Origin of the sequence: Gilvimarinus chinensis DSM 19667 (assembly GCF_000377745.1) — a bacterium.
GTDB classification, from domain to species: domain Bacteria; phylum Pseudomonadota; class Gammaproteobacteria; order Pseudomonadales; family Cellvibrionaceae; genus Gilvimarinus; species Gilvimarinus chinensis.
In genome coordinates this window covers 24936-47176 of sequence record NZ_KB898707.1, presented here as the reverse complement: position 1 = coordinate 47176, position 22241 = coordinate 24936, and the positions used below count along the sequence as shown (strand labels likewise).

General features: G+C 47.7%; 17 protein-coding genes. 8 read left to right on the top strand and 9 right to left on the bottom strand.

The window, feature by feature from the left end:
* Nucleotides 1-18: 18 nt before the first annotated feature.
* Genes D568_RS0106170 through D568_RS0106160 form a run of 3 tightly spaced genes read right to left on the bottom strand, consistent with a single transcriptional unit; the run spans nt 19 to nt 4515 of the window.
* Nucleotides 19-2433 (bottom strand): glycoside hydrolase family 2 protein, encoded by a 2415-nt coding sequence (locus tag D568_RS0106170; RefSeq protein WP_040516406.1) that lies wholly within the window; start codon nt 2431-2433, stop codon nt 19-21.
* A gap of 45 nt (nt 2434-2478) precedes the next feature.
* A complete protein-coding gene (gene kduD / locus D568_RS0106165; RefSeq protein ID WP_020208712.1) occupies nt 2479-3255 on the bottom strand; it encodes a 2-dehydro-3-deoxy-D-gluconate 5-dehydrogenase KduD in 777 nt (258 codons plus the stop codon).
* Nucleotides 3256-3264: 9 nt separating this feature from the next.
* A complete protein-coding gene (locus D568_RS0106160; protein WP_020208711.1) occupies nt 3265-4515 on the bottom strand; it encodes a glycoside hydrolase family 88/105 protein in 1251 nt (416 codons plus the stop codon).
* A gap of 163 nt (nt 4516-4678) precedes the next feature.
* On the opposite strand from D568_RS0106160, the gene D568_RS0106155 reads away from it, so the two are divergent.
* The 4 genes from D568_RS0106155 to D568_RS0106140 all read left to right on the top strand — a co-directional run bounded on the left by D568_RS0106155 (nt 4679) and on the right by D568_RS0106140 (nt 11040).
* Nucleotides 4679-5887 carry a DUF4861 family protein gene (locus D568_RS0106155; protein ID WP_020208710.1) on the top strand — a complete coding sequence of 403 codons (1209 nt, stop codon included), beginning with the start codon at nt 4679-4681 and terminating at the stop codon, nt 5885-5887.
* 11 nt (nt 5888-5898) lie between these two features.
* Nucleotides 5899-6729 (top strand): 5-dehydro-4-deoxy-D-glucuronate isomerase, encoded by an 831-nt coding sequence (gene kduI / locus D568_RS0106150; RefSeq protein ID WP_020208709.1) that lies wholly within the window; start codon nt 5899-5901, stop codon nt 6727-6729.
* Between the two features lie 208 nt (nt 6730-6937).
* Nucleotides 6938-9934, top strand: a complete 2997-nt coding sequence (locus D568_RS0106145; protein ID WP_020208708.1) for a TonB-dependent receptor — start codon at nt 6938-6940, stop codon at nt 9932-9934.
* A 296-nt stretch (nt 9935-10230) separates the two neighbouring features.
* Complete coding sequence (locus D568_RS0106140) at nt 10231-11040, top strand: polysaccharide lyase (protein ID WP_020208707.1); 810 nt, start codon at nt 10231-10233, stop codon at nt 11038-11040.
* Between the two features lie 260 nt (nt 11041-11300).
* Here D568_RS0106140 and D568_RS0106135 read toward each other — a convergent pair whose 3' ends face one another.
* From D568_RS0106135 to D568_RS0106120, 4 genes are all read right to left on the bottom strand, one after another.
* Nucleotides 11301-12596: a TRAP transporter large permease gene (locus tag D568_RS0106135; protein ID WP_020208706.1), complete on the bottom strand. Its 1296-nt coding sequence runs from the start codon at nt 12594-12596 to the stop codon at nt 11301-11303.
* Nucleotides 12597-12606: 10 nt separating this feature from the next.
* A complete protein-coding gene (locus D568_RS19450) occupies nt 12607-13023 on the bottom strand; it encodes a TRAP transporter small permease (RefSeq protein ID WP_245551618.1) in 417 nt (138 codons plus the stop codon).
* Between the two features lie 62 nt (nt 13024-13085).
* Nucleotides 13086-14117: a TRAP transporter substrate-binding protein gene (locus tag D568_RS0106125; protein WP_245551609.1), complete on the bottom strand. Its 1032-nt coding sequence runs from the start codon at nt 14115-14117 to the stop codon at nt 13086-13088.
* Nucleotides 14074-14970, bottom strand: a complete 897-nt coding sequence (locus D568_RS0106120; protein WP_083915315.1) for a sugar kinase — start codon at nt 14968-14970, stop codon at nt 14074-14076. Before D568_RS0106120 ends, D568_RS0106125 begins: the two co-directional genes overlap by 44 nt.
* A gap of 236 nt (nt 14971-15206) precedes the next feature.
* Here D568_RS0106120 and D568_RS0106115 point away from each other — a divergent pair, with 236 nt between their 5' ends.
* Nucleotides 15207-15902: a FadR/GntR family transcriptional regulator gene (locus tag D568_RS0106115; RefSeq protein WP_020208702.1), complete on the top strand. Its 696-nt coding sequence runs from the start codon at nt 15207-15209 to the stop codon at nt 15900-15902.
* Nucleotides 15903-15924: 22 nt separating this feature from the next.
* Here the strand turns inward: D568_RS0106115 and D568_RS19445 are convergent, their stop codons facing one another.
* Complete coding sequence (locus D568_RS19445) at nt 15925-17400, bottom strand: mannitol dehydrogenase family protein (RefSeq protein WP_020208701.1); 1476 nt, start codon at nt 17398-17400, stop codon at nt 15925-15927.
* The gene (gene uxaC / locus D568_RS0106105; protein WP_020208700.1) at nt 17397-18815 is read right to left on the bottom strand and encodes a glucuronate isomerase; all 1419 of its coding nucleotides are present in this window, start codon (nt 18813-18815) and stop codon (nt 17397-17399) included. The genes D568_RS19445 and uxaC overlap by 4 nt, the downstream gene beginning before the upstream one ends.
* A gap of 307 nt (nt 18816-19122) precedes the next feature.
* On the opposite strand from uxaC, the gene tpiA reads away from it, so the two are divergent.
* From tpiA to D568_RS0106090, 3 genes are read left to right on the top strand one after another with little or no spacing between them, the layout of a single operon-like run.
* A complete protein-coding gene (gene tpiA / locus D568_RS0106100) occupies nt 19123-19899 on the top strand; it encodes a triose-phosphate isomerase (RefSeq protein WP_020208699.1) in 777 nt (258 codons plus the stop codon).
* A 13-nt stretch (nt 19900-19912) separates the two neighbouring features.
* Complete coding sequence (gene fbaA / locus D568_RS0106095) at nt 19913-20995, top strand: class II fructose-bisphosphate aldolase (protein ID WP_020208698.1); 1083 nt, start codon at nt 19913-19915, stop codon at nt 20993-20995.
* Complete coding sequence (locus D568_RS0106090) at nt 20988-22022, top strand: class 1 fructose-bisphosphatase (protein ID WP_020208697.1); 1035 nt, start codon at nt 20988-20990, stop codon at nt 22020-22022. The genes fbaA and D568_RS0106090 overlap by 8 nt, the downstream gene beginning before the upstream one ends.
* The last annotated feature ends 219 nt before the right edge of the window (nt 22023-22241 follow it).

The window sequence follows — 22241 nt, the reverse complement described above, 5'->3', positions numbered from 1 at the left end:
TCGAGGGCTGCGGGCGCCTCAGCGCGCCGCAACCTCAACATAGACCCCTTTCACGTTTTGCGTTTTAACCTGCACTACAATTGGGTGATCGTCTTGCGGGGATACCTCAATGGCGGCATAGCCGTTAGCGGCTTCGATAACACTGCTACGTCCGGGGGTACCAAACCCATCGACCAATGCGTCGTTAAACCCCAGTGCCGAGAAATAAATTCGATCTGAATAGGTCGTCAGACGACGGCCTTCTTGATCTTCGGCAGCCACTTCAACTAAAACATTGCCGTTATCAAGCGTACGTTGAGTGACATTCAATCGCTCAAATTTACCTGGCTCACCAATGTAATAGGTCACCTGAGTTTCGTCGCTGGCAGCTTTCTCGTCGCCATTGCGACCAATCACGCGCAATTGATTCTCACCTTCGCTAAAAGGCACCTGCCAAACCAACCCAGAGGCTGGGAATTGCCCTTGCTGGCGCACCTTCTCACCCAGAGATTCACCGTTTAGGAACAACTCGGCGGTTTCGGTGTTACAGAAAACACTTACTTCACGACCTTCTTGTGGACCATAGCGATGTATCCATGTATGAGACTCGATATAGCACAGAGGCTCTGGCGCCCAATAGCTGGCATAGACGTAGTAAGAGTCTTTGGGTTTACCTGCGCGATCGAACAGGCCCTTTTGATTCACATACGGAATTGGGTTCTCTGGGCGCAGCGGGGTACCAAAGTCCCGAATCGCCCATTGTGCGGTTCCCGTTAACCCCGGCAATGATTCGCTCACCATCAGATGCCAGTCGAAAAGATCGACCATATAGTTCTCATTCCAGTCCGAAGACTTGGCAACGCTCTTCACAACTGTTTGATTTACGGCTTCCTCAACGGATACCTGAGCACCTCGTATCCCCTTCGAATCGATCGGATTCTCGGTATGGCGGCCTACGTGGCTGGAACCGCCGTACTCCATATGAATCATATTGGGGTACTTTTTTTGCGCCTCTACCAAAGCTTCTTCGTATTGACCATAGGCACCGCCATACCAGCCTGCCCAAATAGAAGGCGAGAAAGAGTCAACGATATCTGAGCCCGGGTAATATTTACGAATACTGGTTAGGCGTGAGCTATCCTTCGCTTTAACAATATCGTTTAGCTTTTTTAGATAAGGGACCAAGATCTCATCACGACCACCACCGGGGAAATCTTCTTCCCAGTAAATTTCGTTGCCGAGTGACCAAAAGGCAATACTGGCGTGATTAAAGTTCTGCGCCAGCTGCTCGTGCAGTAATTGCTCGGTATTTTTCTCCCACTGTTCGCCACCTTTACCACCGCGACACCAGGGTAGCTCGTCCCAGACAATCAGCCCGATTTCATTGGCGGCCTTGTACACTTCTGGATCTTGCGGATAGTGTCCCAAACGGACCAGGTTTGCTCCCATATCCTTGATCAGTTGCATATCATTGCGGTGCTGCTCATTACTCATAGCCGCGCCAACACCGGCAATTTCTTCGTGCCTGTGTGTCCCTCGAAGCAGAATCCGCTCGCCGTTCACAAAGAAACCTTCTCCTGGAACCTGCTCGAACCATCGATAACCAAATGAAGACTCGGCCACATCCAACGAACGGTCACGCTTGCGCTCCACGAGCTCAACCTTAATCGTGTAAAGGTTAGGCTCTTTAGGAGACCATAGTTTTACATCGTCAACGTTGCTCAGCGTTAGGGTCTCTTCTGACTGACCTTTATCAACCTCCACATCCCGTTCGGTGGTTGCAATCACATCGCCACTCGGCCCAACAAGGCTTGCTTTTAAGCGGGCCTTAACCTTTTTATTGCTATCAAGGAACACCGTCAGGTCAGTGCTGTAGTCTTGGTCTTTCACATCGTCGGCGCGCGCTTCAAATCGATCGATTAACGCGTCGTTTTTGCTGACTAACCACACATCACGCGTAATGCCGCCGTGAATAAAGAAGTCCGACTTTTGCGATGGAATAAGATGCGGGTTATAAGCGTTGGAAACACGAACCAGAAGCTCATTCTTGCCGCGGGTTTTAATTGCATCGGTTAATTCAACATCAAAACCAATATAACCACCAACATGGGAACCTACATGTTTACCATTGAGATAAACATCCGTTTCCATGTTAGAGCCTTCAAAATGCAAAAAGTGGCGATCGGCTTTATCCGCTTTAAACGATTTTTTATACCAGCTCACGCCGCGACGATAACCGGGGACCTGATCGACGGTATCTTTGGCGTTCCAGGTGTGAGGCAAGGTAATGGCTTGCCAGTGATCGGCGCTCTCGCTCGGTTTGTCGATACCGGCTTCGGAGTACTGCCAATCACTGTTAAACAGCTCTTTAGAGATTTTAGCATGTGCTATTTGGCCCGCCAGGATCAGACTAAGAACCATCGCCACCAAGGAGAATAGCTTTATCTTTTTCATAGTAAACATACAATGTCAGTTAATATGTGAAAGCAAGAATGACGCTTAGCGCGCCATCCAACCGCCGTCGACCAAAAGCACGTGACCATTCACATAATCAGATGCCTTACTGCTCAGGTAGATGGCGGTGCCTGCTAAATCATCGGGCATCCCCCAACGCGCTGTGGGAATGCGCGCACTGATACTGGCCGAGCGCTCCGAGTCTTTGCGTAGATTCTCGGTATTGTCGGTTTCGAAATAACCGGGAGCAATGGCATTCACCTGAATATTATCTTTGGCCCATTCGTTCGCCAGAGCTTTGGTCAACTGCGCCACCCCTCCTTTACTTGCCGCGTACGCAGGTACGGTAATGCCGCCGGAGAAGCTCAATAATGAGGCGATATTAATGATTTTTCCCGACCCGTTTTTAAGCATGGAACGACCCACTTCGCGACACATACGAAACACACCGTTGAGGTTAGTTTCAATGACGTCGTCCCAATCTTCATCGGAAAATTCGTGTGCCGGCGCACGATGAATAGTCCCCGCGTTATTAATGAGAACATCAATGCGACCAAACTCTTCCAGCACCTGCGCCACGGTCGAGCGGATCGAGTCCGCCGAACGCTGGTCGCAACCCAGCGCGCGAATTTCCAATTTGTGCTCTTTGAACAGATCGCAGGTTTTTTGCAAACTTTCGGGGCGCGAGCCCAAAGCTACAACCTTGGCGCCGGCCTGCGCCAGCGCCAGCGCCATTGCTTGGCCCAAACCGCGGCTTGCGCCGCTAACAAGCGCAACTTTTCCTTCTACGGAAAATAGCTGTGAAATGATTGAATCCGTCATACTATCCTCTTATTTCTCAAGCAACTGGTAGACTTCGGCGGCGGCCAGAAGCAAAGCCCCTGTTCCGTATAGCTGAGTATCTTCAGCTGTGGCACTTTCGGGCGCATACCCCACCTGTTGTACAAAACCAAGTTTGCCGTTGGGCTGGACGGTGCTAACGAGCGATTTCCAGCCTTTTTCAACCGCCGGGAGATACTCGTCTGCGGGGAGCACGCCATTATTAATACCCCACGCCAGAGAAAACACGATAAGTCCGGTAGCGCTGGATTCGGCGTTTTGTGTTTCACTCTCTTCAAGTAAAGAAGCTGGCCAGCTGCCGTCCGCTTTTTGAGCCCGCAGCAAAGCAGCACTCACATCTTTAAACAGCTCTACGTATTTTTCGCGATCTTCAAAGTCCTGCGGAATATGGGGTAACGTACGAGCTATGCCTGCCAATACCCAACCGTTGCCACGTCCCCAGTAAATTGGCTTGCCGTTTTCAGCCTTACGGGTGAAATAACGACTGTCGCGCAAGAAAAGGTGATCTTCATCGCTGTAAAGATAATCAGTTGTGACCCAAAACTCCCGGTTCATAAACTCCAGGTAATCCTTATTACCCGTAACTTCCGCTAACTGAGCCCACACCGGCGGTGCCATAAAAATCGCATCGGCCCAGCACCAGCGCACCGTGCACCAGGGGTCGACATATTTGCGGTTAGCACCATAAATGACCTCCTTTTCAGGGTGCTCAAATTCCAGACTGCGATCGCTTTGATTTTCCAGTACCCAGTCAAATACCGCCTGGACATTCTCTTTCATCACAGGCTCTTGGTAGGTTTCGTATAAATCCAGGTACACCTGCCCGATGGCGTGATCATCGGCGTGATAGCGACGCGGTCCTAAACGCCAAAGATTCACGGCGGCGATGTTGCGCACCGCCTGCTCATAAGCGGGCTGATCCGATACCCGCCCCCAATCCAGCAAGCCTGAGTGCAAGGGCGCGTACATCCACCCTTGCGGCAAGCCGCTGGCCCGACCTTCAGGGCGCATCTTGTTAGAGCGGATGTCGTATTGATCCAATTGCCAGTCGGCTACCTGATTGGCCACTTGACTTACAGAGTCCCGAGTGAACTCGGCGCTAAGAGACATTTCCGCGGTGCCCGGTTTTTCATATTTCACTAACTCAGGCCAATCCAGCCCCTGGCTTTGATCTATCTCAGCGGTAGCGCAGCCGCAGGCGATAACTCCTGCGAATAACGCAGACAAGGGTTTTAGGAACATAAGAATCTCCAAATCATTATTGTAAGTAAGCAGAACCAGCTACTAATCAGCCGCATGCTTTAAAGATTGCCAACTGGTAATGTGGTAATACCAATGATGTTATAGTATATTTCCTGGCAATTAAAGTCCAAGTTTTAACAAAAAATTACCGGAGACCACGCGAATGCTACGACCCACTATAGCCTCCATCGCGGCGGGAATAGCCCTTTCTGGCGCGCCCTGCCTCGCTACGCCAGCCACCGAAACCGTCTCATATTATTCGGTCACTAACCCCTTGTCGCAACCGCGCGAAGAAGTGGTCAGCATCCAATTAAATGGCTTCGCTCACGGTAAAGACCAGGTAGTCACAGTGAATGGCAGAGAAGCCCCCAGCCAAACAGCGGGAAGCGAACTTTTAACCCAGGTAACTCTAGCGCCGAATAGTGAACAAACGATTGCCGTGCACCATTTAAACGATGGCTCGCTGCAAGTGGACTATCCACCGCAAACGTATGCCGAATTGGCGGTACGAGTCGGTGGCGAGACAGATAAAGAGGGTAATTACAGCGGTGGCAACTACCACAATGCCACCTTCATGCAACTCCCGCCCACCCACACTATCGGCAACAAGCTGTTTAAATACGAAGGTTTTGGCTGGGAATCTGAGCAAGTCGCTTATCGCTATTACTTTGATCACCGCGGCGCCATCGATATTTTTGGCAAGACTCAAAACGGGCTTTCTCTGGCTGAGACCGGTCTCGACGGCGGCGACTATCACAGCATGGCCGATTGGGGTATGGACATATTAAAAGTAGGCCCCTCTCTAGGGCTGGGGGCTGTAGGGGCCTGGCTCGATAACCGCTTGATTAAACCGGAGCAGGTAACCGACATATCGGTAGCTATAACAAACGGCCCACTTGAATCGAGCGCGACGGTGACTCATACAGGCTGGCGCCCCGATTCGAAAACACTGAATCTAACGGCCCGGTACAGCATACGCGCCAAGTCCTACCTGACCCGCGTAGACGCCCAAGTCGACGAATTACCACAACTCGCCACCGGCATTGTTGACCATGATGTGCAAGTACTTACCTACACGCCCAAGGATAGTGAATGGGGGTATCTAGCAAGCTACGGCAAACAAAGCCTGAATGATGACAACCTGGGCATGGCCATCTTCTTCCCCATGAGCCAGTTTAACTCCCTGCAAAAAGATGAGAACAACCAACTTGTGGTTCTTAACAATCACGCCGAGGGTGTTCACTATTATTTCGGCGCATTCTGGTCGGCACACCCTAAGGGTCCAAAATCAGTCGAACAATTCAAAGCACAGCTTGAGAACGAAATCTCCAAGCTGAACAACCCTATTCGCCTACAACCCACCAACCCTTAAAAAGGTGAACCATGAAATTACGCTACACTGCGGACATTAACAGCTACAAACGCATGACCAATACCGAGCTTAAGCAAGCATTTGTCGTGGATGATTTATTCACCCCTGGCGAAACCGTGCTCACTTATACCGACGTGGATCGCGCGATCGTAGGCAGCGTCGTGCCGCAACAAAAACCCCTGGAACTACCTCAATCCAAAGAGCTGGGCTCGGATTATTTTTGTGAGCGCCGCGAAATTGGCGTTATCAATATAGGCGGCGACGGCGTGATTGAGGTGGACGGCGAGCGCTTTGCCATGACCTACAAAGACTCTCTGTACATTGCCCGCGAGAGCCGAGATATTCAATTTACCAGCAATGATCCCAAGCAACCGGCCCAATACTACTTGGTCAGCTACCCGGCTCATCGCACCACTAAAACCACCCACGTAAGCAAGCCCAACGCCAAACATATTGAGCTGGGTAGCGCGGCAGAGTCCAATGAGCGCACCATCAACCAGTCCATACGCCCAGGTATTGTCGATAGTTGTCAGCTTGTCATGGGCTTTACTGAGCTGGAAGAAGGCAGTGTTTGGAATACCAAACCGCCACATACCCATCGCCGGCGCAGTGAAATCTACATGTACTTTGAGTACAACGACGACAACCGCGTTTTTCACTTTATGGGCGAACCCAGTGAAACCCGCAGCCTAGTACTGGCAGCGGGTACCGCCGTAATTTCGCCAGCTTGGTCCATCCACAGTGGTGCTGGTACCAGCAACTACACCTTTATATGGGCAATGGGCGGCGAAAACCAAACTTTTGACGACATGGATCATATTCCCATCAGCGAGATTTCTTAGTCGTTCCCGGTAAGGTCGGCGTTATGGATCGCGCCTTTGGCGACAACCCAAAGACCGGCCTTACCACTTGACTCCATGACTTCATTGTTTTACCTTCCTAATACTCGCCATAGCCGTGGGCACAGCATCCGAACGGCTAGATGCTCTACAAAACAGAAGGATTGGCGGGCAAACGTGCTTCACATAATAAATAAACGAAGGACTCACTATGAAAAAGCAAACGTATCAGCCTCACTTAGGACTATTCAAAAAATCCGTGCTCGGCGCCTCGATCGCCCTCGCCGCCTCCAGTGCGATGGCTCAAGAACAATCAGACTCCGCGAAACTAGAAGAAGTGGTGGTAACTGGCATCCGTGCATCACTCGCAAGCGCCATCGACGCGAAACGTGAATCAACAAAGTTAGTTGAAGTGATCATCGCTGACGATATCGGTAAGTTGCCCGATCAAAACTTGGCGGAAGTAATGGAGAACATCACAGGTGTTCAAATTACCCGTACAGCGGGTGTCGGTACCGGCGTGCAAATTCGCGGCACCAATGCCAACCGTGTCGAGATCAATGGTGTCTCTACCGTGGGCTCAGGCAGTGGTCGTAGCGGCATTAACTTTGAAGATATTAATCCAGCGATTATTGCCGAAGTTGAAGTAACCAAATCGCCAGATGCCAAAACAATTGAAGGCTCTGTAGGTGGTACTGTTAACCTAAAAACCATTCGCCCATTAAACTTAAGCGAAACTTTAGGCTTTGTCAGAGTTCAAGGAGAAGACAGCAGCCTGAGCACAGAAGGTATTAAGCCTAGATTTGCGGGCGCTTACGGCGACAACTGGGAAACCAGTGCCGGCGACTTTGGTTTCGTTATCAGCGGTAGCTACACAGAGCAAGAGGCTCTGTCATTCCGTCCACGCGTCGATCGCGACAACCTGAATAACTTTGAAGGTAACAGCCCGTCAGAATTTCTTGGCATTCAGTTCATGGTGCAAGAGCAGGAAAACGATGACTACGAAACTGTTAACCTCGCATCTACGTTCGAGTGGGCACCTAGCGATGCGCTGAAGTTCTCTTTTGATGCCGTCATCAACAATCAAGAAAGAAGCCGCGATGCGTACAAAATTGAAGCCTCTGGTGTGAGCAACCTAAGGGCCATTAGTTACCCAGACAGCTTCGAAACGGTCGACTTTGGCGTTGGAGATGTGGGCAATAACGGCGTGGTTGACGCAGCGTTAACAGGCCGCCTTTCTCCGGACCTTGCGTACGATGATGATGATCCAAACATGCGCTTCACCAGCGAAACAAATTCACGTATTACCGATACTGAGCTGTTTAGGCTTGCCGGTGAATGGCAAGGTGATAGACTAAAAGCGAGTTTCGAGCTAGCTCGGTCAAACTCGGACACCACTACACCGAAGCTCAATACAACCCTGAACTTCATCAACCCCAACTGCCCATTACAAGGCGGAACGGATCCTGATGCCATTACTGCCAATACCGGCGCCGATAACTGCGTACCCTATATTTATGATTTGACCGGTGGATCACTAGCATTTGGCATTGACTTTGAAAATGAATATGCGCCCACTCCCGAGCAGCTCACTGATCCAAATAATGTGGTACTGCGAGCCTTAGATGTAAGCCGTAATACCCAAGACAATACTGACGACCAATTCCGCCTAGATTTCACTTATGATGTAGAAAGATTTGGCTTAACCTCTGTAGATTTCGGTTACCGCTATAATAATACTACCGGGGAACATGTATCCATTAAGGACAAGATAGGTAACTTCAGCAAGCTAGTAGACGCTCCAAGAGGTACACTATTTGAAGACTTGCTTGTAGAGGGTCCTGACAACTACGGCGATGCAGACGGTCGCGACTTGTTTGTCAAAAATTTTCTGTTAGTGGATCCAGACCGTTCTTTCTCTGATCCAGACGGCACTATTGCTGCTCTTGAAGCAGCTTTTGCAGCAAACAGAGAACTCTACCCTGAGGGTACAGGTGCCACCTCTCTCAACCTACAAGAGGATTTAGACCCTTACTACAATATCGAAGAAGAAACTTCAGCGCTTTATGCTCAAGCGAACTTTGAGTTTGGCATTGTGTCGGGTAACGTGGGCCTTCGGTATTTAGAGACTGACATTGATTCAACAGGCTATACGCCATCAATAGCTGGTTCTGAACGCGAATTAACCACTAATAGCAGCAATTATGACTTCCTGTTGCCTCGCTTAAACCTAAAAGCTCAACTGACTGATGACTTGCTGATTCGCTTCGGTTACGGCTCTGATATCAGACGCCCTAGCTTCGATGACATCAGAATCGGTTACTCTTTTACCCAAGCTGAGAACAGTGCTGTAAGCTTAGGTAATCCGGGGGTCGAGCCTGAAGAAGTCGACTCGTTTGATATTGCCGCCGAATGGTATTTTGCCCCATCTGGGTTGCTCAGCATCGGTTACTTCCATAAAGAGCGCACCAACCTGTTTGGCTCATACTATGAAGGGGCAGCGCTATACCCTAGTGATACCACCACCGGTGGTCTAGAGCGCGATGCTACACGGCCCTGTGAAGATGGCGGCATCTGGAACCCAGAAGTGATACCCAACACCTTTGGCGACCCAAACTCTCAGGGTTTATGTGTTGACTTTACAAGACCTGAAAACGTTGAAGGAACCACCAAACAGAAAGGTATTGAACTTCAGTTCCAGTATGATCTTGGAGATTTTGAAGATTCATTAGGTTGGGCTTCTGGGTTCGGTATTTTAGCTAACTACACTGTACAAGAGTTTAGCGGTGATACAGGTGAAGATACGACATCCGGTCGCGGCCTGGCCGTACTGGGTGAGGTTACCCTTCCACGTGGTCTATTGGACTTCTCAGAAAATGCTTACAATATTACCGCTTACTATGAGAAGTACGGTCTTTCCGCAAGAATGCGCTACACCTGGCGGGAAGCCTTCCGCACGCAAGACTTTGGCGGCGGCGCCAACACCAGTGGTAGTAGCACCTTTAGCTTTCCTGTTTATACCCATGACAGAGGCCAGCTAAATGCTAGCATCAGTTATGCCGTTACCGAGCAGTTAAGTTTAGGGGTTGAAGCTGTTAACCTAACTGAAGAAGAAATCACTCAAACTTGTGTATCTGAATCTGGTCCCGTGTGTTTCTCAGGCTACCCTGATCGCAGAATTACATTTGGTGCTAGTTACCGATTCTAATTTAACTTGTTATAAATGTAGAAAAATATGAGTCTGTTGTATGGCTGCTCGTTGAACATAAGCTTAGGCTAAAGTTAAGACTGCTCAGAGCCCAACAGACTGCTTATGTAAAGATAACACTTAGTATAGTCTGACTATAAATACTCACGGAAAGTACTATTTGTTATCTCTACAAAATATAGTTTCTAACCAATCATTCTCCAGCCATTGATTCTGTGGCTCTCTCTTGTCGCCGGTGTTCGCACCGGCTTTTTTTAATCAATCTAGTTATCCGCTAACAATATGATGGAGGAATAATGATATATCGTGTCACCTTCCTAGTAGCAACCACCCTTGTCTTCTTATTTTCTGAAAAGAGCTTCTCCGAAAATCTGTACACAGAAGGATTTGAAGAGACTAGCAGAGGGTATCTTACTGAGAAATCAACGATTGGTAATTGGATACCCGCAAATAACTCAACAAAACCCGACAGAACAATAGAAATTATCGATCGGGAACCATCAGGTAATGCATTAAAGTTCTTGCTATCACGGCCTGAGAAAATTACAAGCACACGCGCTCCACAATGGCTAATCCAATTACCGTCAACTATAAAGGATGAGATATATTTGACATATTGGATAAAATTTCCTGAAGGTTTTGATTTCAATAGTCACGGATCTCTACCAGGAATATCCGGTTCTTCTCTCAATAAAGGCACTACATTTTTCACTAACGTAAGCTGGTCAGAAAATGGAAAGATCTCTTTTATGATCAGAGGCTACAGGAATAACAAGAAGGTTTCTTTGTTGCCTAATTTCATAAAGTGGGATTTCAATGGATTTCAAAAGAGATTTATTCCTGGGAAGCGGCATGAAATCAGAATACGCCAAGTATTAAATACGCCCGGACATCAAACTGGAGTACTCCAGGGATGGCTAGATGGAGTGCTAGCATGTAGCGATACGCTTAACTCAGGCGTAAGAGATGTAGCCAATAGCAGCCATCGAATAAAATATATAGATTTTTCTTCAGAAATAACTTCTACAAGTAACTCACCACATGGCAACCATATGAACAGCGAGTATATTCTTTTTGATGACATAACTGTGTCTAATCGTATTTAAAACACATAAACATAGATGATCGGCCATCGACTCCTATCTTGGCTGGCACTCTACAATCGTAAGCCATCTATTAAGTTAACTAATTCAAAGTAGATATTTGGCAGCCTACGAAACCACCTGAACAGTACCGCGCACCATAATAAAACGATGCTTCTCTGCAAAAACCAATCAATAATACATTCTGAATATTATCAATCATAAAGGAGCTTGGTCACCTCAGCCTAACCGAACCGCAAGCTCCTATCAGTATGTAATTACGGCTAATCAATCAATATAGAAGGCAACCAGGTGGATAAACTTGGAACGCAAATAATGATCAACAGTGCCACAAACATAGCGGCATAGAGGGGAAGCAGTGGCGGGATTACCCGTGCTAGGGATGTCTTACCAATACTACACCCCACAAACAGAACACTACCAACCGGCGGTGTGCACAGGCCTATTGATAGGTTAAGAATCATTATAATCCCAAAATGAATCGGCGATATCCCTAACGCTTCTACAATGGGCAGAAAAATAGGTGTAAATATTAGCACGGCTGGCGTCATATCCAAGAAAGTACCCACCATAAGCAGCAGTATATTAATCATTAACAATACGATAATCGGGTTATTGCTAAAGCTTAAAAAATAATCGCTTATCGATTGCGGAATATTCTCGTAAGACAACACCCACGACATAGCGGAAGAGGCTGCAATAAGCAACATCACAATGGCTGTAGTGCATACAGATTTATTTAATACCTGCGTCAGCTCTTCAAACTTCACTTCTTTATAAATAAACGTTGAAAGCACGAAAGAGTAGAGAACCGCAATAGCCCCGGCCTCTGTGGGCGTAAAGTAACCAGAAACTATCCCCCCAATAACCAAAAACACCAGAAATAGGCTTGGTAATGCATCCAGCGTCTTTTTCATCACTTGCCCAGGCTGCTTCTGTGAAGGCACGCCAAAACCCTTTATTTTGGCGTAAATACCACTCGCGACCATCAAACAGAGGGCTACAAGAATTCCGGGAAGGTAACCTGCCAAAAACAAGGCTGCTATAGATACACCGCCACTGGCCAGTGAATAGACAATCAATATGTTACTGGGCGGTATCAACATGCCAGTAGTGGAGGCCGTTACCGTCACCGCAGTGGAAAACTCTCGGCTATAACGATCTTTCTCCATCTCCGGAATCACAAAGCCGCCTATCGCAGACGTTGCAGCGACAGCTGAACCCGAAATTGCTCCGAACAGGGTACAAGAAAGAATGTTTACAAATGCCAACCCGCCGGGCAAACGCATCACTAGTATCTTGGCAAACTCAATCAACCGATGCGCAATTCCGCCTTGCCCCATCAAAAAACCCGAGAGAATGAAAAAAGGGATAGCCAAGAGCGCAAAGCTATCAACACCCGCCGACATGCGCTGCGCCATGGTGGTGGTTGTCGATACAAAATCGAGACTAAAGAGCAAAGCAAAAAAACCGGATAATGCAATAGATACACCGATAGGAACATTTAGAAGCAGAAGGGCGATAAAGCTGGCAACAAGAATTACAACTGAAATATCCATAGCACTTCCATTAAATATTATTCGAATAGTTTTTATAGAACTCGGCAGTAAATAACACGAACAGTAAGCCGCTTATAGGTATCACAAGATAAACAAGACTAATGGATAGCCCCAGGGACGCAGAAGTCTGCTCTAAATCCCAGGCAAGATACGCTAAACAGCTACCCCCCACGAAAAGAATACATATACTAAAAACGGTTACAAATATAAGAACCAGACTCACGATTCCTTTCTTAACGGTATCCGAAAATTTATTTACAAAGTAATCGAGCCCTAAGTGAGCGCCTTTGCGATAAGCGTGAGCCGCCCCCAGGAAGGCAATCCATATTAGAAAGAACCGTGCTAACTCTTCGGTAAAGGAGCTCGGGTTACTAGTAAAGAACCTGGTAATTACTTGCCAAGTAACATCCAGCACCAAGCCGACCATTAAAATGCTCGTAAAAACCTCTAACACGTAATCAATACGATTACATATTTTAGTTAGTGTCATTAGTGAACCTCTCTAATCTTGTTGTACAGCTCACCTAGATCAGAGCTTTTTATCTGTTCGTGAATTGGCTTTACACTCTCCAGAAATTGACTTTTATCCGCTTCGACAACCGTGACCCCTGACTTCTTAACTTCAGCTAAAGATTCCTGACTAACTTTTTCCCACAAGTTACGTTCAAAAGCCACCGAGTCGTCCATGGCTTTATCGACCCATTGTCGCTGCTGATCATTCAACAGATCCCACGTTTTAGTTCCCGTGATGACAACATCGGGAATCGAGGTATGCTCATCTAGAATCAGGTATTTAGCCACCTCATAATGCTTGGACAGATAGAAACTGGGGAGGTTGTTCTCGGCACCATCGACCACGCCTTGCTGCAAGGATGTGTACAACTCGCCCCAGGATATAGGCGTAGGAGCGCCGCCCATCGCTTTTACCATGGCGACGGCGGAGGGGCTGTTCATAACCCGGATTTTCATGCCTTGGAGATGTTCAGGAGAACTGACAGCGCGCTTTGTGGTGTAAAAACTCCGGCTACCGGCATCATAGTAACCTAAGCCTCGAATACGGTAAGGCTCACCGGCCTTCAGTAACTCTTCCCCGATACTTCCATTCAACACGGACCATAAATGATCGCTACTGTGAAACAGATAAGGCGTGCTGAATATCTTCATTTTTGGAATAAATGGCTCTAGCGAGCTAGCAGAAACCTTGGTCAAATCAATACTACCAATCTGAATCAGCTCAATTAGCTCCCGTTCACTACCAAGCTGCCCAGATGGGTATATCCTGACTCTCATTTCCCCGTCAGAATAGTCTTCTAAGCGTTCGGCAAAATGAACCATAGACAGGTGCACGGGGTGCTTCGCATCCAACCCATGCGCAAGTTTCAAAACCTTTACATCCTGGCTTATGCCACAGGACGATAGGATTAATGAAAATAGAGATAGAATTACGAGTCTTATCATTATATTAATCTCATTATTATTAAATTTTTCGCGCAACAATCGCACCTGGGTGCTGAATAACATGAGCGGCACATTCCTGACCCAAGGTTATCGCTTGCGCGATAGTGCAGTTATCAGCCTTTGCTGCAAGGTATGCACCATTAAACGAATCTCCCGCCGAGGTCGTATCAACAGGGGAAACCACCTTGGTCAATGGGTAATGCGATAGTTCGCCGTCTATTAGCGCAAAGCAGCCATTCTTACCGTCCTTGATAATGACTTCTTTCACACCCAATTTCCGGTAATGATCTAGGCAGTCTTCAAGCGTTTGATGTCCATACAACTCTTTCTCGTCATCCAAACTTGGCAACGCTATGTCGACTAACTTAAGAAACGAGGAGATAACCGTTTTGGCTTTAGAGTTTGAGCACCATCCCTTAGCTCTATAATTAGTATCAAATGCAACCACGCCGCCACGCTCGCGGAACCGTTTGACAAAATCTGCAAGTAAAGCCCGATCCGAGTCGTCAAACAAAGAAAGAGTAATTCCACTTAGATATAAATAATCGAATTCAAAAAGGCTGGCCAGAGTATCTGGGTGATCCTTTATTATTGATCTCACGGGAGCATTATCACGCCAGTACTCGAAACTACGCTCACCCTCATCATCCGTATTAATGATGTACAGGCCGGGGACTTTTCCTTCACAGCGCAGCACCAAGTTTGTGTTAACTCCCTCTGAGCGCCAAGCATCTAGCAAGTAGTCACTGTAAGCATCGTCCCCCAAGGCCGTGTAGTAGGTTACATCGGCGCCAGCACGAGCCATGTATACAGCACTGTTAAGCGTATCGCCGCCATACCCCAAGTGATAACTCTGATTTACAGTTTTTGTCAGTTCCAACATGCATTCGCCGAATGCCGCTATTTTATTCTTCATCCAATTATTCACACTGGGGTTGGTTATCGATTTATTGGTAATACCACCTTACCATTTTACGATACTCGTAACTTCCGATAAAAACAAGGTTAAACAAGCCTCGAAACCGGTTAATCTTCTCGTTAACTTAGGTTAAGATATAGGGTCGCTAGCGGCTTGACCCTTTGATAGCCATCTTGCAGAGCTGGCTCACCTTATATCCGTTACAAGCCCAATGAATCAGCAGGTTAAATACAGTGGAATTTCGAACAATTAAAGCAGAGCGCTTATACATTAAGGTCGCGGAACAACTTTCTAGCTTAGTTAAGGATGGCACCTTAAAACCCGGTGATAAGTTTCCTGCCGAGCGTGATCTTGCAGAAAGACTAGGCGTCAGTCGCCCAACGATTCGCGAAGCCATGATTGCCATGGAACTGTCCGGTATTATCGAAATTCGTACCGGATCCGGAATATACGTATCTGACACAAAACCTAGACTCGATAACGGGGATAAAGGGGTCGGCCCGTTTGAAATCCTGGAGATTCGCTATATTCTCGAAGCCGAGGCTTGCGCACTCGCCGCCGCGCGTATCACCGACGAAGATATCGCTAAACTTAAAGCGGCTCTGCAAGATATGGCCGAAGAAGAGAAACATGAAGACGCGTCTGAAAAAGCCGACTGGACCTTTCATAAAATCATCGCAGACGCCAGCCAAAACAGTGCTATTTCAGCCGTCGTTGACTGGCTATGGAAGCTGCGCAATGAATCCGAGCTAAGCACGGCGTTCCTGGAGCGTTTGCGCAAAGAAGGGGTCCACCCCTCTATTGATGATCACAAACGCATCATAGAAGCATTGGAGCAGCGCAACCCGGAGAAAGCTCGCAACGCCATGCGTCTCCACATCGACAATGCCTCTGAAGCGGCGGCCACTTACTTCGGCCGCCCAAGCTAACCTCTTCGTTTATCACCGCTCCTCAGTGGGCGGTGATATTAACCAATACATCGGTTATCCCCTGAGACTGCAAACTCTCGTAACACTCAAGCACCATAGACTCAAACACATCGTCTTGTTGTAATGACTCTGGGAAGACACCGCTTTGCGACATCATCGCACTTACCAACTGTGCAGAATCGTTTGAGTTAGCCGCAATAATTCCTTCTAACATATCCAGATTAGGGTCACTCACCACATAAGAACCACCGGCGGTATAACCCACTAAATACTGCAGCCAAGCCGCCACCGCCAAGGCAATACACTGTGGTGCTATGCTCTTCTGCCGAAGGTCATACGCAGAAAATAACAAACGCTGTGGCAATTTTAACGATCCGTCAGTCGCCACTTGGGCATTGCGATAAGGAACGTATTTATTTTTAAACCGTTCGATAACAGCGCTGCTGTACTGATCAATATCAATTCCAGGTGGCACCTGAAGCGATTGGCTTTGCTCGGAAACCATTAAACGCACAATAAAAGCTTCCACCTCGGGGCGCGTTATGGTTTGGTGGATAAACTCATCCCCCAATAGTGAACCGATATACGCCAGTGCCGAGTGACAGCCGTTGAGCATCCGTAATTTTAGCTTTTCGTAGGCGGCCACATCTTCCACCAAGAGCGCACCGGCCTCTTCCCAAGCAGGCCGAGAGGACAGAAAATTATCCTCTATTACCCACTGTTTATAGGGTTCACACAACAATGCCCCCGAATCATGCAAACCAATATCATCGGATATTTCCTGCACTACCTGCTCGGTTGCAGCGGGAACAATACGATCCACCATGGTGGAACAAAAACGTACATTGTCGTCAATCCAGTTGCGCAGCTCGGCTTGCAGGGTATCGGCAAAATCCTTAACAACATTTTGCAGAATCTCACCATTGTTGGGCAGGTTGTCGCAGCTCACAATAGTGATACCCGCTAACCCGGCATTTTTGCGAGCAAGCAGTGCACGGGCCAAATAGGCCGGCAAGCTAGTGCAAGAGCCTGACTCAATATCCGCTGCCACAGCTTTGTTATCTGTATCCAAACGCTGGCTCGCCTGACAATAGCCTTTTTCGGTCACAGTGACAGTCACTATTTTGGTCGCCTCGTCAGCGATCTGATCAATGACTGCCTGGGCATTTTCACTGCCCACCAATATATCTTCCAGACAACTAATACAGCGCAAATTATTTTCGTTTAGCGAGCGCTCTTTAATGGTGTACAAATAATCTTGCGGCTTGAGGGTATCTCTTACCCCCGGGCTGCGCAGACTTACGCCCACGATAGACCAGTAGTCTTGGGTTTTATCGTTAGCAATTTGCGTATAAAGAGCCTGATGGGCCCGGCTAAACGCCCCAATGCCGATATGTACAATTTTGTTATCAGAGCGATTGCCCATTGAAGCTGGCTGGCCGAGAGCGGCTTTTGCCTGCGAGAGATTCGCCTTATTTAATCGCGGTTGAGAAATCATAAATGGTAGGCCTTTTTCGCGAGGTTGTAGGTTAAATCAACAGCCACCTCTTGGGCATCGCTTAGGCTTAAACGCCCGGTATTGACCAAACCGGCCAGATACGCACAGTCGCAACGCCGCGCTACATCGTGTCGTGCCGGGATAGATAAAAACGCCCGGGTGTCGTCGTTAAAGCCAACCGTGTTGTAAAAGCCAGCAGTTTCGGTCATCTGCTCACGGAATCGCTTCATACCCTCGGGACTATCGTGAAACCACCAGGCAGGCCCCGCCTTAAGGCTTGGATAATGTCCGACTAAAGGCGCAACCTCACGTGAATAATTCGTTTCATCCAACGTGAACAAGATGATTTCCAGTTTTTTACTATTGCCCAAACGACTGAGAAGCGGCCGGAGGTTCTCGACAAATTCGGCCCTAAGTGGAATATCGGCCCCTTTGTCCCGACCAAAATTCTCGAACAAGCTTTGATTGTGATTGCGATAACTGCCTGGGTGAATTTGCATCACCAGGCCATCGTCGATGCTCATTTTTGCCATTTCGGTGAGCATTTGCGCCCGGAAAAGCTCTGCCTCGTCACGACTGCAGCCCCCAGCGCGGACAGTTTGGTACAGCTTAGCTGCTTCCGCCTCAGATAAATCCGCCGTGGCCGGCGTGGGGTGACCGTGATCTGAAGAGGTCGCACCATGCTGTTTAAAAAACTCGCGCCTTTGCCGCAGTGCGTTCAGGTACCCTGTAAAACTACTGACATCTTCCGAGGTCAGCTTGCCCAAAGCGTCGACATTCTCGTTAAACCCGTCGTGCTCCGGATCCACCACATTATCCGGTCTAAAGGCCGTAATTACCCGACCCTGCCAATCCGACTCCATAATCTTGCGATGGTGTGCCAAATCGTCTAAGGGTGACTCGGTGGTTGCCAAGACTTCGATATTAAAGCGCTCAAACAATTGTCGCGGGCGGAAATCATCCTGCTTTAAGGCCTTCTCGATGGTGTCATAGTAGTGATCTGCCGTATCGGGTGACAGCACGGTATCCAATGAGAAGACGTTTTTAAACACATAGTCGAGCCAGGTTCGGCTGGGTGTGGCACGGAACAGATAATAGTGCTCGGCAAACAAGCGCCACGCATCGCGGGGGTCTACCTGCGATGCTGCGGGGTTTGCGCGGTTTTTTAAGCCTAAATCTGAAAGTTCAACGCCCTGGCTGTAGAGCATCCGAAATACATAGTGGTCTGGCTTAATCAACAACTCGGTAGGGTTGGGAAAACACTCGTTGTCGGCAAACCAGGATGGATCCGTGTGACCGTGAGGGCTGATGATAGGCAAGTTTTTTACGCTGTCATAAAGCTCACGGGCGATTGTTCGCTCTCGGGAATCTGAGGGAAACAAACGGTTTTCATCAAGTTGTAGGGGTATATTCACGGGTGACTCCAGATATATAAGCTTAAAGCGATACCTTCGGGCGCCTGCCTTTGGTAATGCCACTTTGCCAATATATCGATTTCGAGATTAGGTTTCAAGAACACTTATCTCCGCTCACTGCAGCTCGACAATCGCACCAGATTTTCGATCATTTAAAGCGCTCTTTTTCTGCCTACTTCGATGATATAGTCTTATCAACCACATTATTGGTAGGGTTGTCATACCAATTTAGTTCAACTATCATCCTTTCCAAGCTGTAAATAGGCTTCTCCACAGCCTCCATAAATTCAACGAATAGGTTTATTAAGTGAATGCAACCACCAACCCGTCTGCGGGCCGACGCTCATTGATTATCGCTAACTGGAAGCTCAATGGCGGCATTGACCTAATGTGTACTTCTATTGCCACCCTGGTAGGCAAGGAATTTGATACGGACATTGCGGTTTGTCCGCCCTATATATACATACGCGACATGCTTAGTCTGCTTCATCATTCTGAAGTACAGATTGGTAGCCAGAATGTCAGTAAATTTGAATCGGGTGCCTATACCGGTGAAACCTCTGCGGAAATGCTCAAGAAAGTTGGCTGCAGCCTGTGCTTAATAGGCCACAGTGAACGAAGACAAATGTTTCGCGAAAACAATATCAGCTGCAATATCAAGGTTAAAAATGCACTTACCCACGGCTTACTGCCCGTCTTGTGTATAGGGGAAAACGCAGAGGAAAAAGAAGCGGGCATCACCAAAGACATTCTTTTCCGTCAGATCGACGAAGGCTTAAAGGAGATTCAGGACTACGAGGGCGATGTTTGTATTGCCTACGAACCTGTTTGGGCCATTGGCAGTGGAAAATCTGCTGATCCCGAGCTAGCACAAGAAGTACATCAATTTATTCGGCATTGCTTGAAAGAGAAGTACGGTGCGGCCTTTTCGCAAAAAACCCGGATTTTATATGGCGGCAGCGTAAGCCGTAAGAATGCGTGCGAATTACTAGAAAAGCCCGATATAGACGGCTTGCTTGTGGGTGGCGCCAGCCTAGATCCAGAACATTTTCTGCAAATATGCACGCAATGCGAACTTAAGTAACAGTGGAGACAACATGACAACCTCATTAAATAATATATCTCCCGGTGTGGTGAGCGGAAGCGACGCCGAAATCATCTATAATCATGCCCTTGAAAATGGCTACGCTCTTCCGGCCGTTAATGTTGTAGGGACAAATTCTGTTAACGCCGTCTTGGAATGCGCCAAGCGGGTTCGCTCACCGGTGGTAATTCAGCTATCAAACGGCGGAGCCGCCTTTTTCATTGGTAAAGGATTAAGTGATGACCCCATAGAAAACTCTATCCAAGGCTCTATCGCGGCCGCTCATTATATAGACGTTGCCGCTAAGTCCTATGGCGTACCGGTTATTCTTCATACCGATCACGCTGCAAAAAAACTACTACCGTGGATCGACGGTCTTTTGCACGCCAATGAGAACCACTTATCAAAGGCCGGTCGGACACTTTTTAGTTCACATATGCTCGACCTATCAGAAGAACCATTATCGGACAACATTGGGATTTCTGCGCAATACTACAAAAAGCTTAATAACCTGGGAATGGGTATTGAAATCGAGCTTGGGTGCACGGGCGGTGAAGAAGATGGGGTTGATAATAGCGATATCGATAGCAGCCAACTATACACTCAGCCCGAAGAAGTCGCGCAAGCGTTCACTGAGCTATCAAAGATTGGTTCGAACTTTAATATTGCCGCTGCGTTTGGGAATGTTCATGGAGTGTATAAGCCAGGTAATGTACAGCTGCGCCCGGACATTCTTAAGAATTCCCGAGATTACCTAAGGGCTCATTTTTCAGGAAACAGCGACCACCCCCTGCGCTTTGTGTTCCATGGCGGTTCAGGTTCATCCATCGAGGATATTCACAATGCTATCAGTTATGGCGTAGTGAAAATGAACATAGACACTGATACACAATGGGCCAGCTGGAAAGGTGTATTGGACTATTACGCCGATAAATCTGAATACCTGCAGTCCCAAATCGGCAACCCGGACGGCCAGGACAAGCCCAATAAGAAACATTATGACCCACGTGTATGGCTAAGAAAAGCAGAGGTATCAATGGTCGAACGGCTCAAAACCTCTTTCTCTGATCTGAAGTGTGTTAACCGCTATGAATAATTCAAACCGGAACAAGACCTTCTCGCAATTCCTCCTAAGGAAGTCGATCGACCCGGGATTAGGAGGTGTCGTCAATGACGTATTGTCAGCCTGTACCGATATTGCCAAAATTCTATCCCAATCGCCAATAGAGGGATTAACAGGAAGTTCAGACAAATCTAACAGCTCTGGCGAGACACAAAAAACTCTGGACCTTCTGTGCAACCAGGTTCTTCGGGATCAGCTACGCCATAATCAGTCTGTTAAGCATTTCGCTTCCGAAGAAGAGAATAATGCAATAAACGTCAACGAAAGTGGGGCGTTTTCGGTTGCCTTTGATCCACTCGATGGTTCGACCAACATTGATATTAACGGCTCTGTAGGGACAATATTCTCAGTTCTTCCTGCCCTTTCTTCATCTAGTCCAGAGGAGTCTTTTCTCCAGCCCGGATCCAATCAGCTATGCGCCGGCTATGTGATATACGGCCCCGCTACTCAGCTGGTCATCACATTCGGAAAGGGTACGTATATTTTTACACTAGATGTAGAAAAAGAGGTCTTTGTTCTTACCGAAGAAGACGTGCGCGTTCCATACGAAACGTCTGAATTTGCGATCAACATGGCCAATGCTAGAAGCTGGAACAAAGAATTTGGCAACTATATAGACCACCTATTAGATGGAAAATGTGGCCCGAGGCAGAAAAACTACAATATGCGATGGAGCGGCGCCATGGTGGCCGACATTCATCGAGTAGTATCTCGTGGTGGAATTTTTCTTTACCCTTCGGATAAAAGAAAGGGTATGCAATCAGGAAAACTCAGGTTAATTTATGAGGCTAACCCCATAGCATTGATACTTTATAACTGCGGCGCAAGCGCTTTTAATGAATCAAACTCCATTCTAAGTGTGACACCTAGCCGGCTGCATCAAAGGACCCCTGTCATAGCAGGATCTACCAAAGAAGTGTATACCTGCCTAAACTACATACAGGACGAAAGCACCGAACGACTCTCTGAATTCTTACAGGCTAGTTTATGTCATGACTGACATAAACTAGGTCAATAAAAGCTTGCTCTATGCGATCATAGTCGATTAGAGGTGTCTTAGAGTAAGCTTTTCCTTTTCCCCAAATTCTAGTTTCGTAAATTGCGAATTTAGACACTGCTCATCACCGTCTTATTTCTTACCCTGCTATCCCTAACCTACGTTTTTCAAGCAATAACCGCGCTAAGCAACTCTCTTAGATTAGAATATTGCGCTTAACAA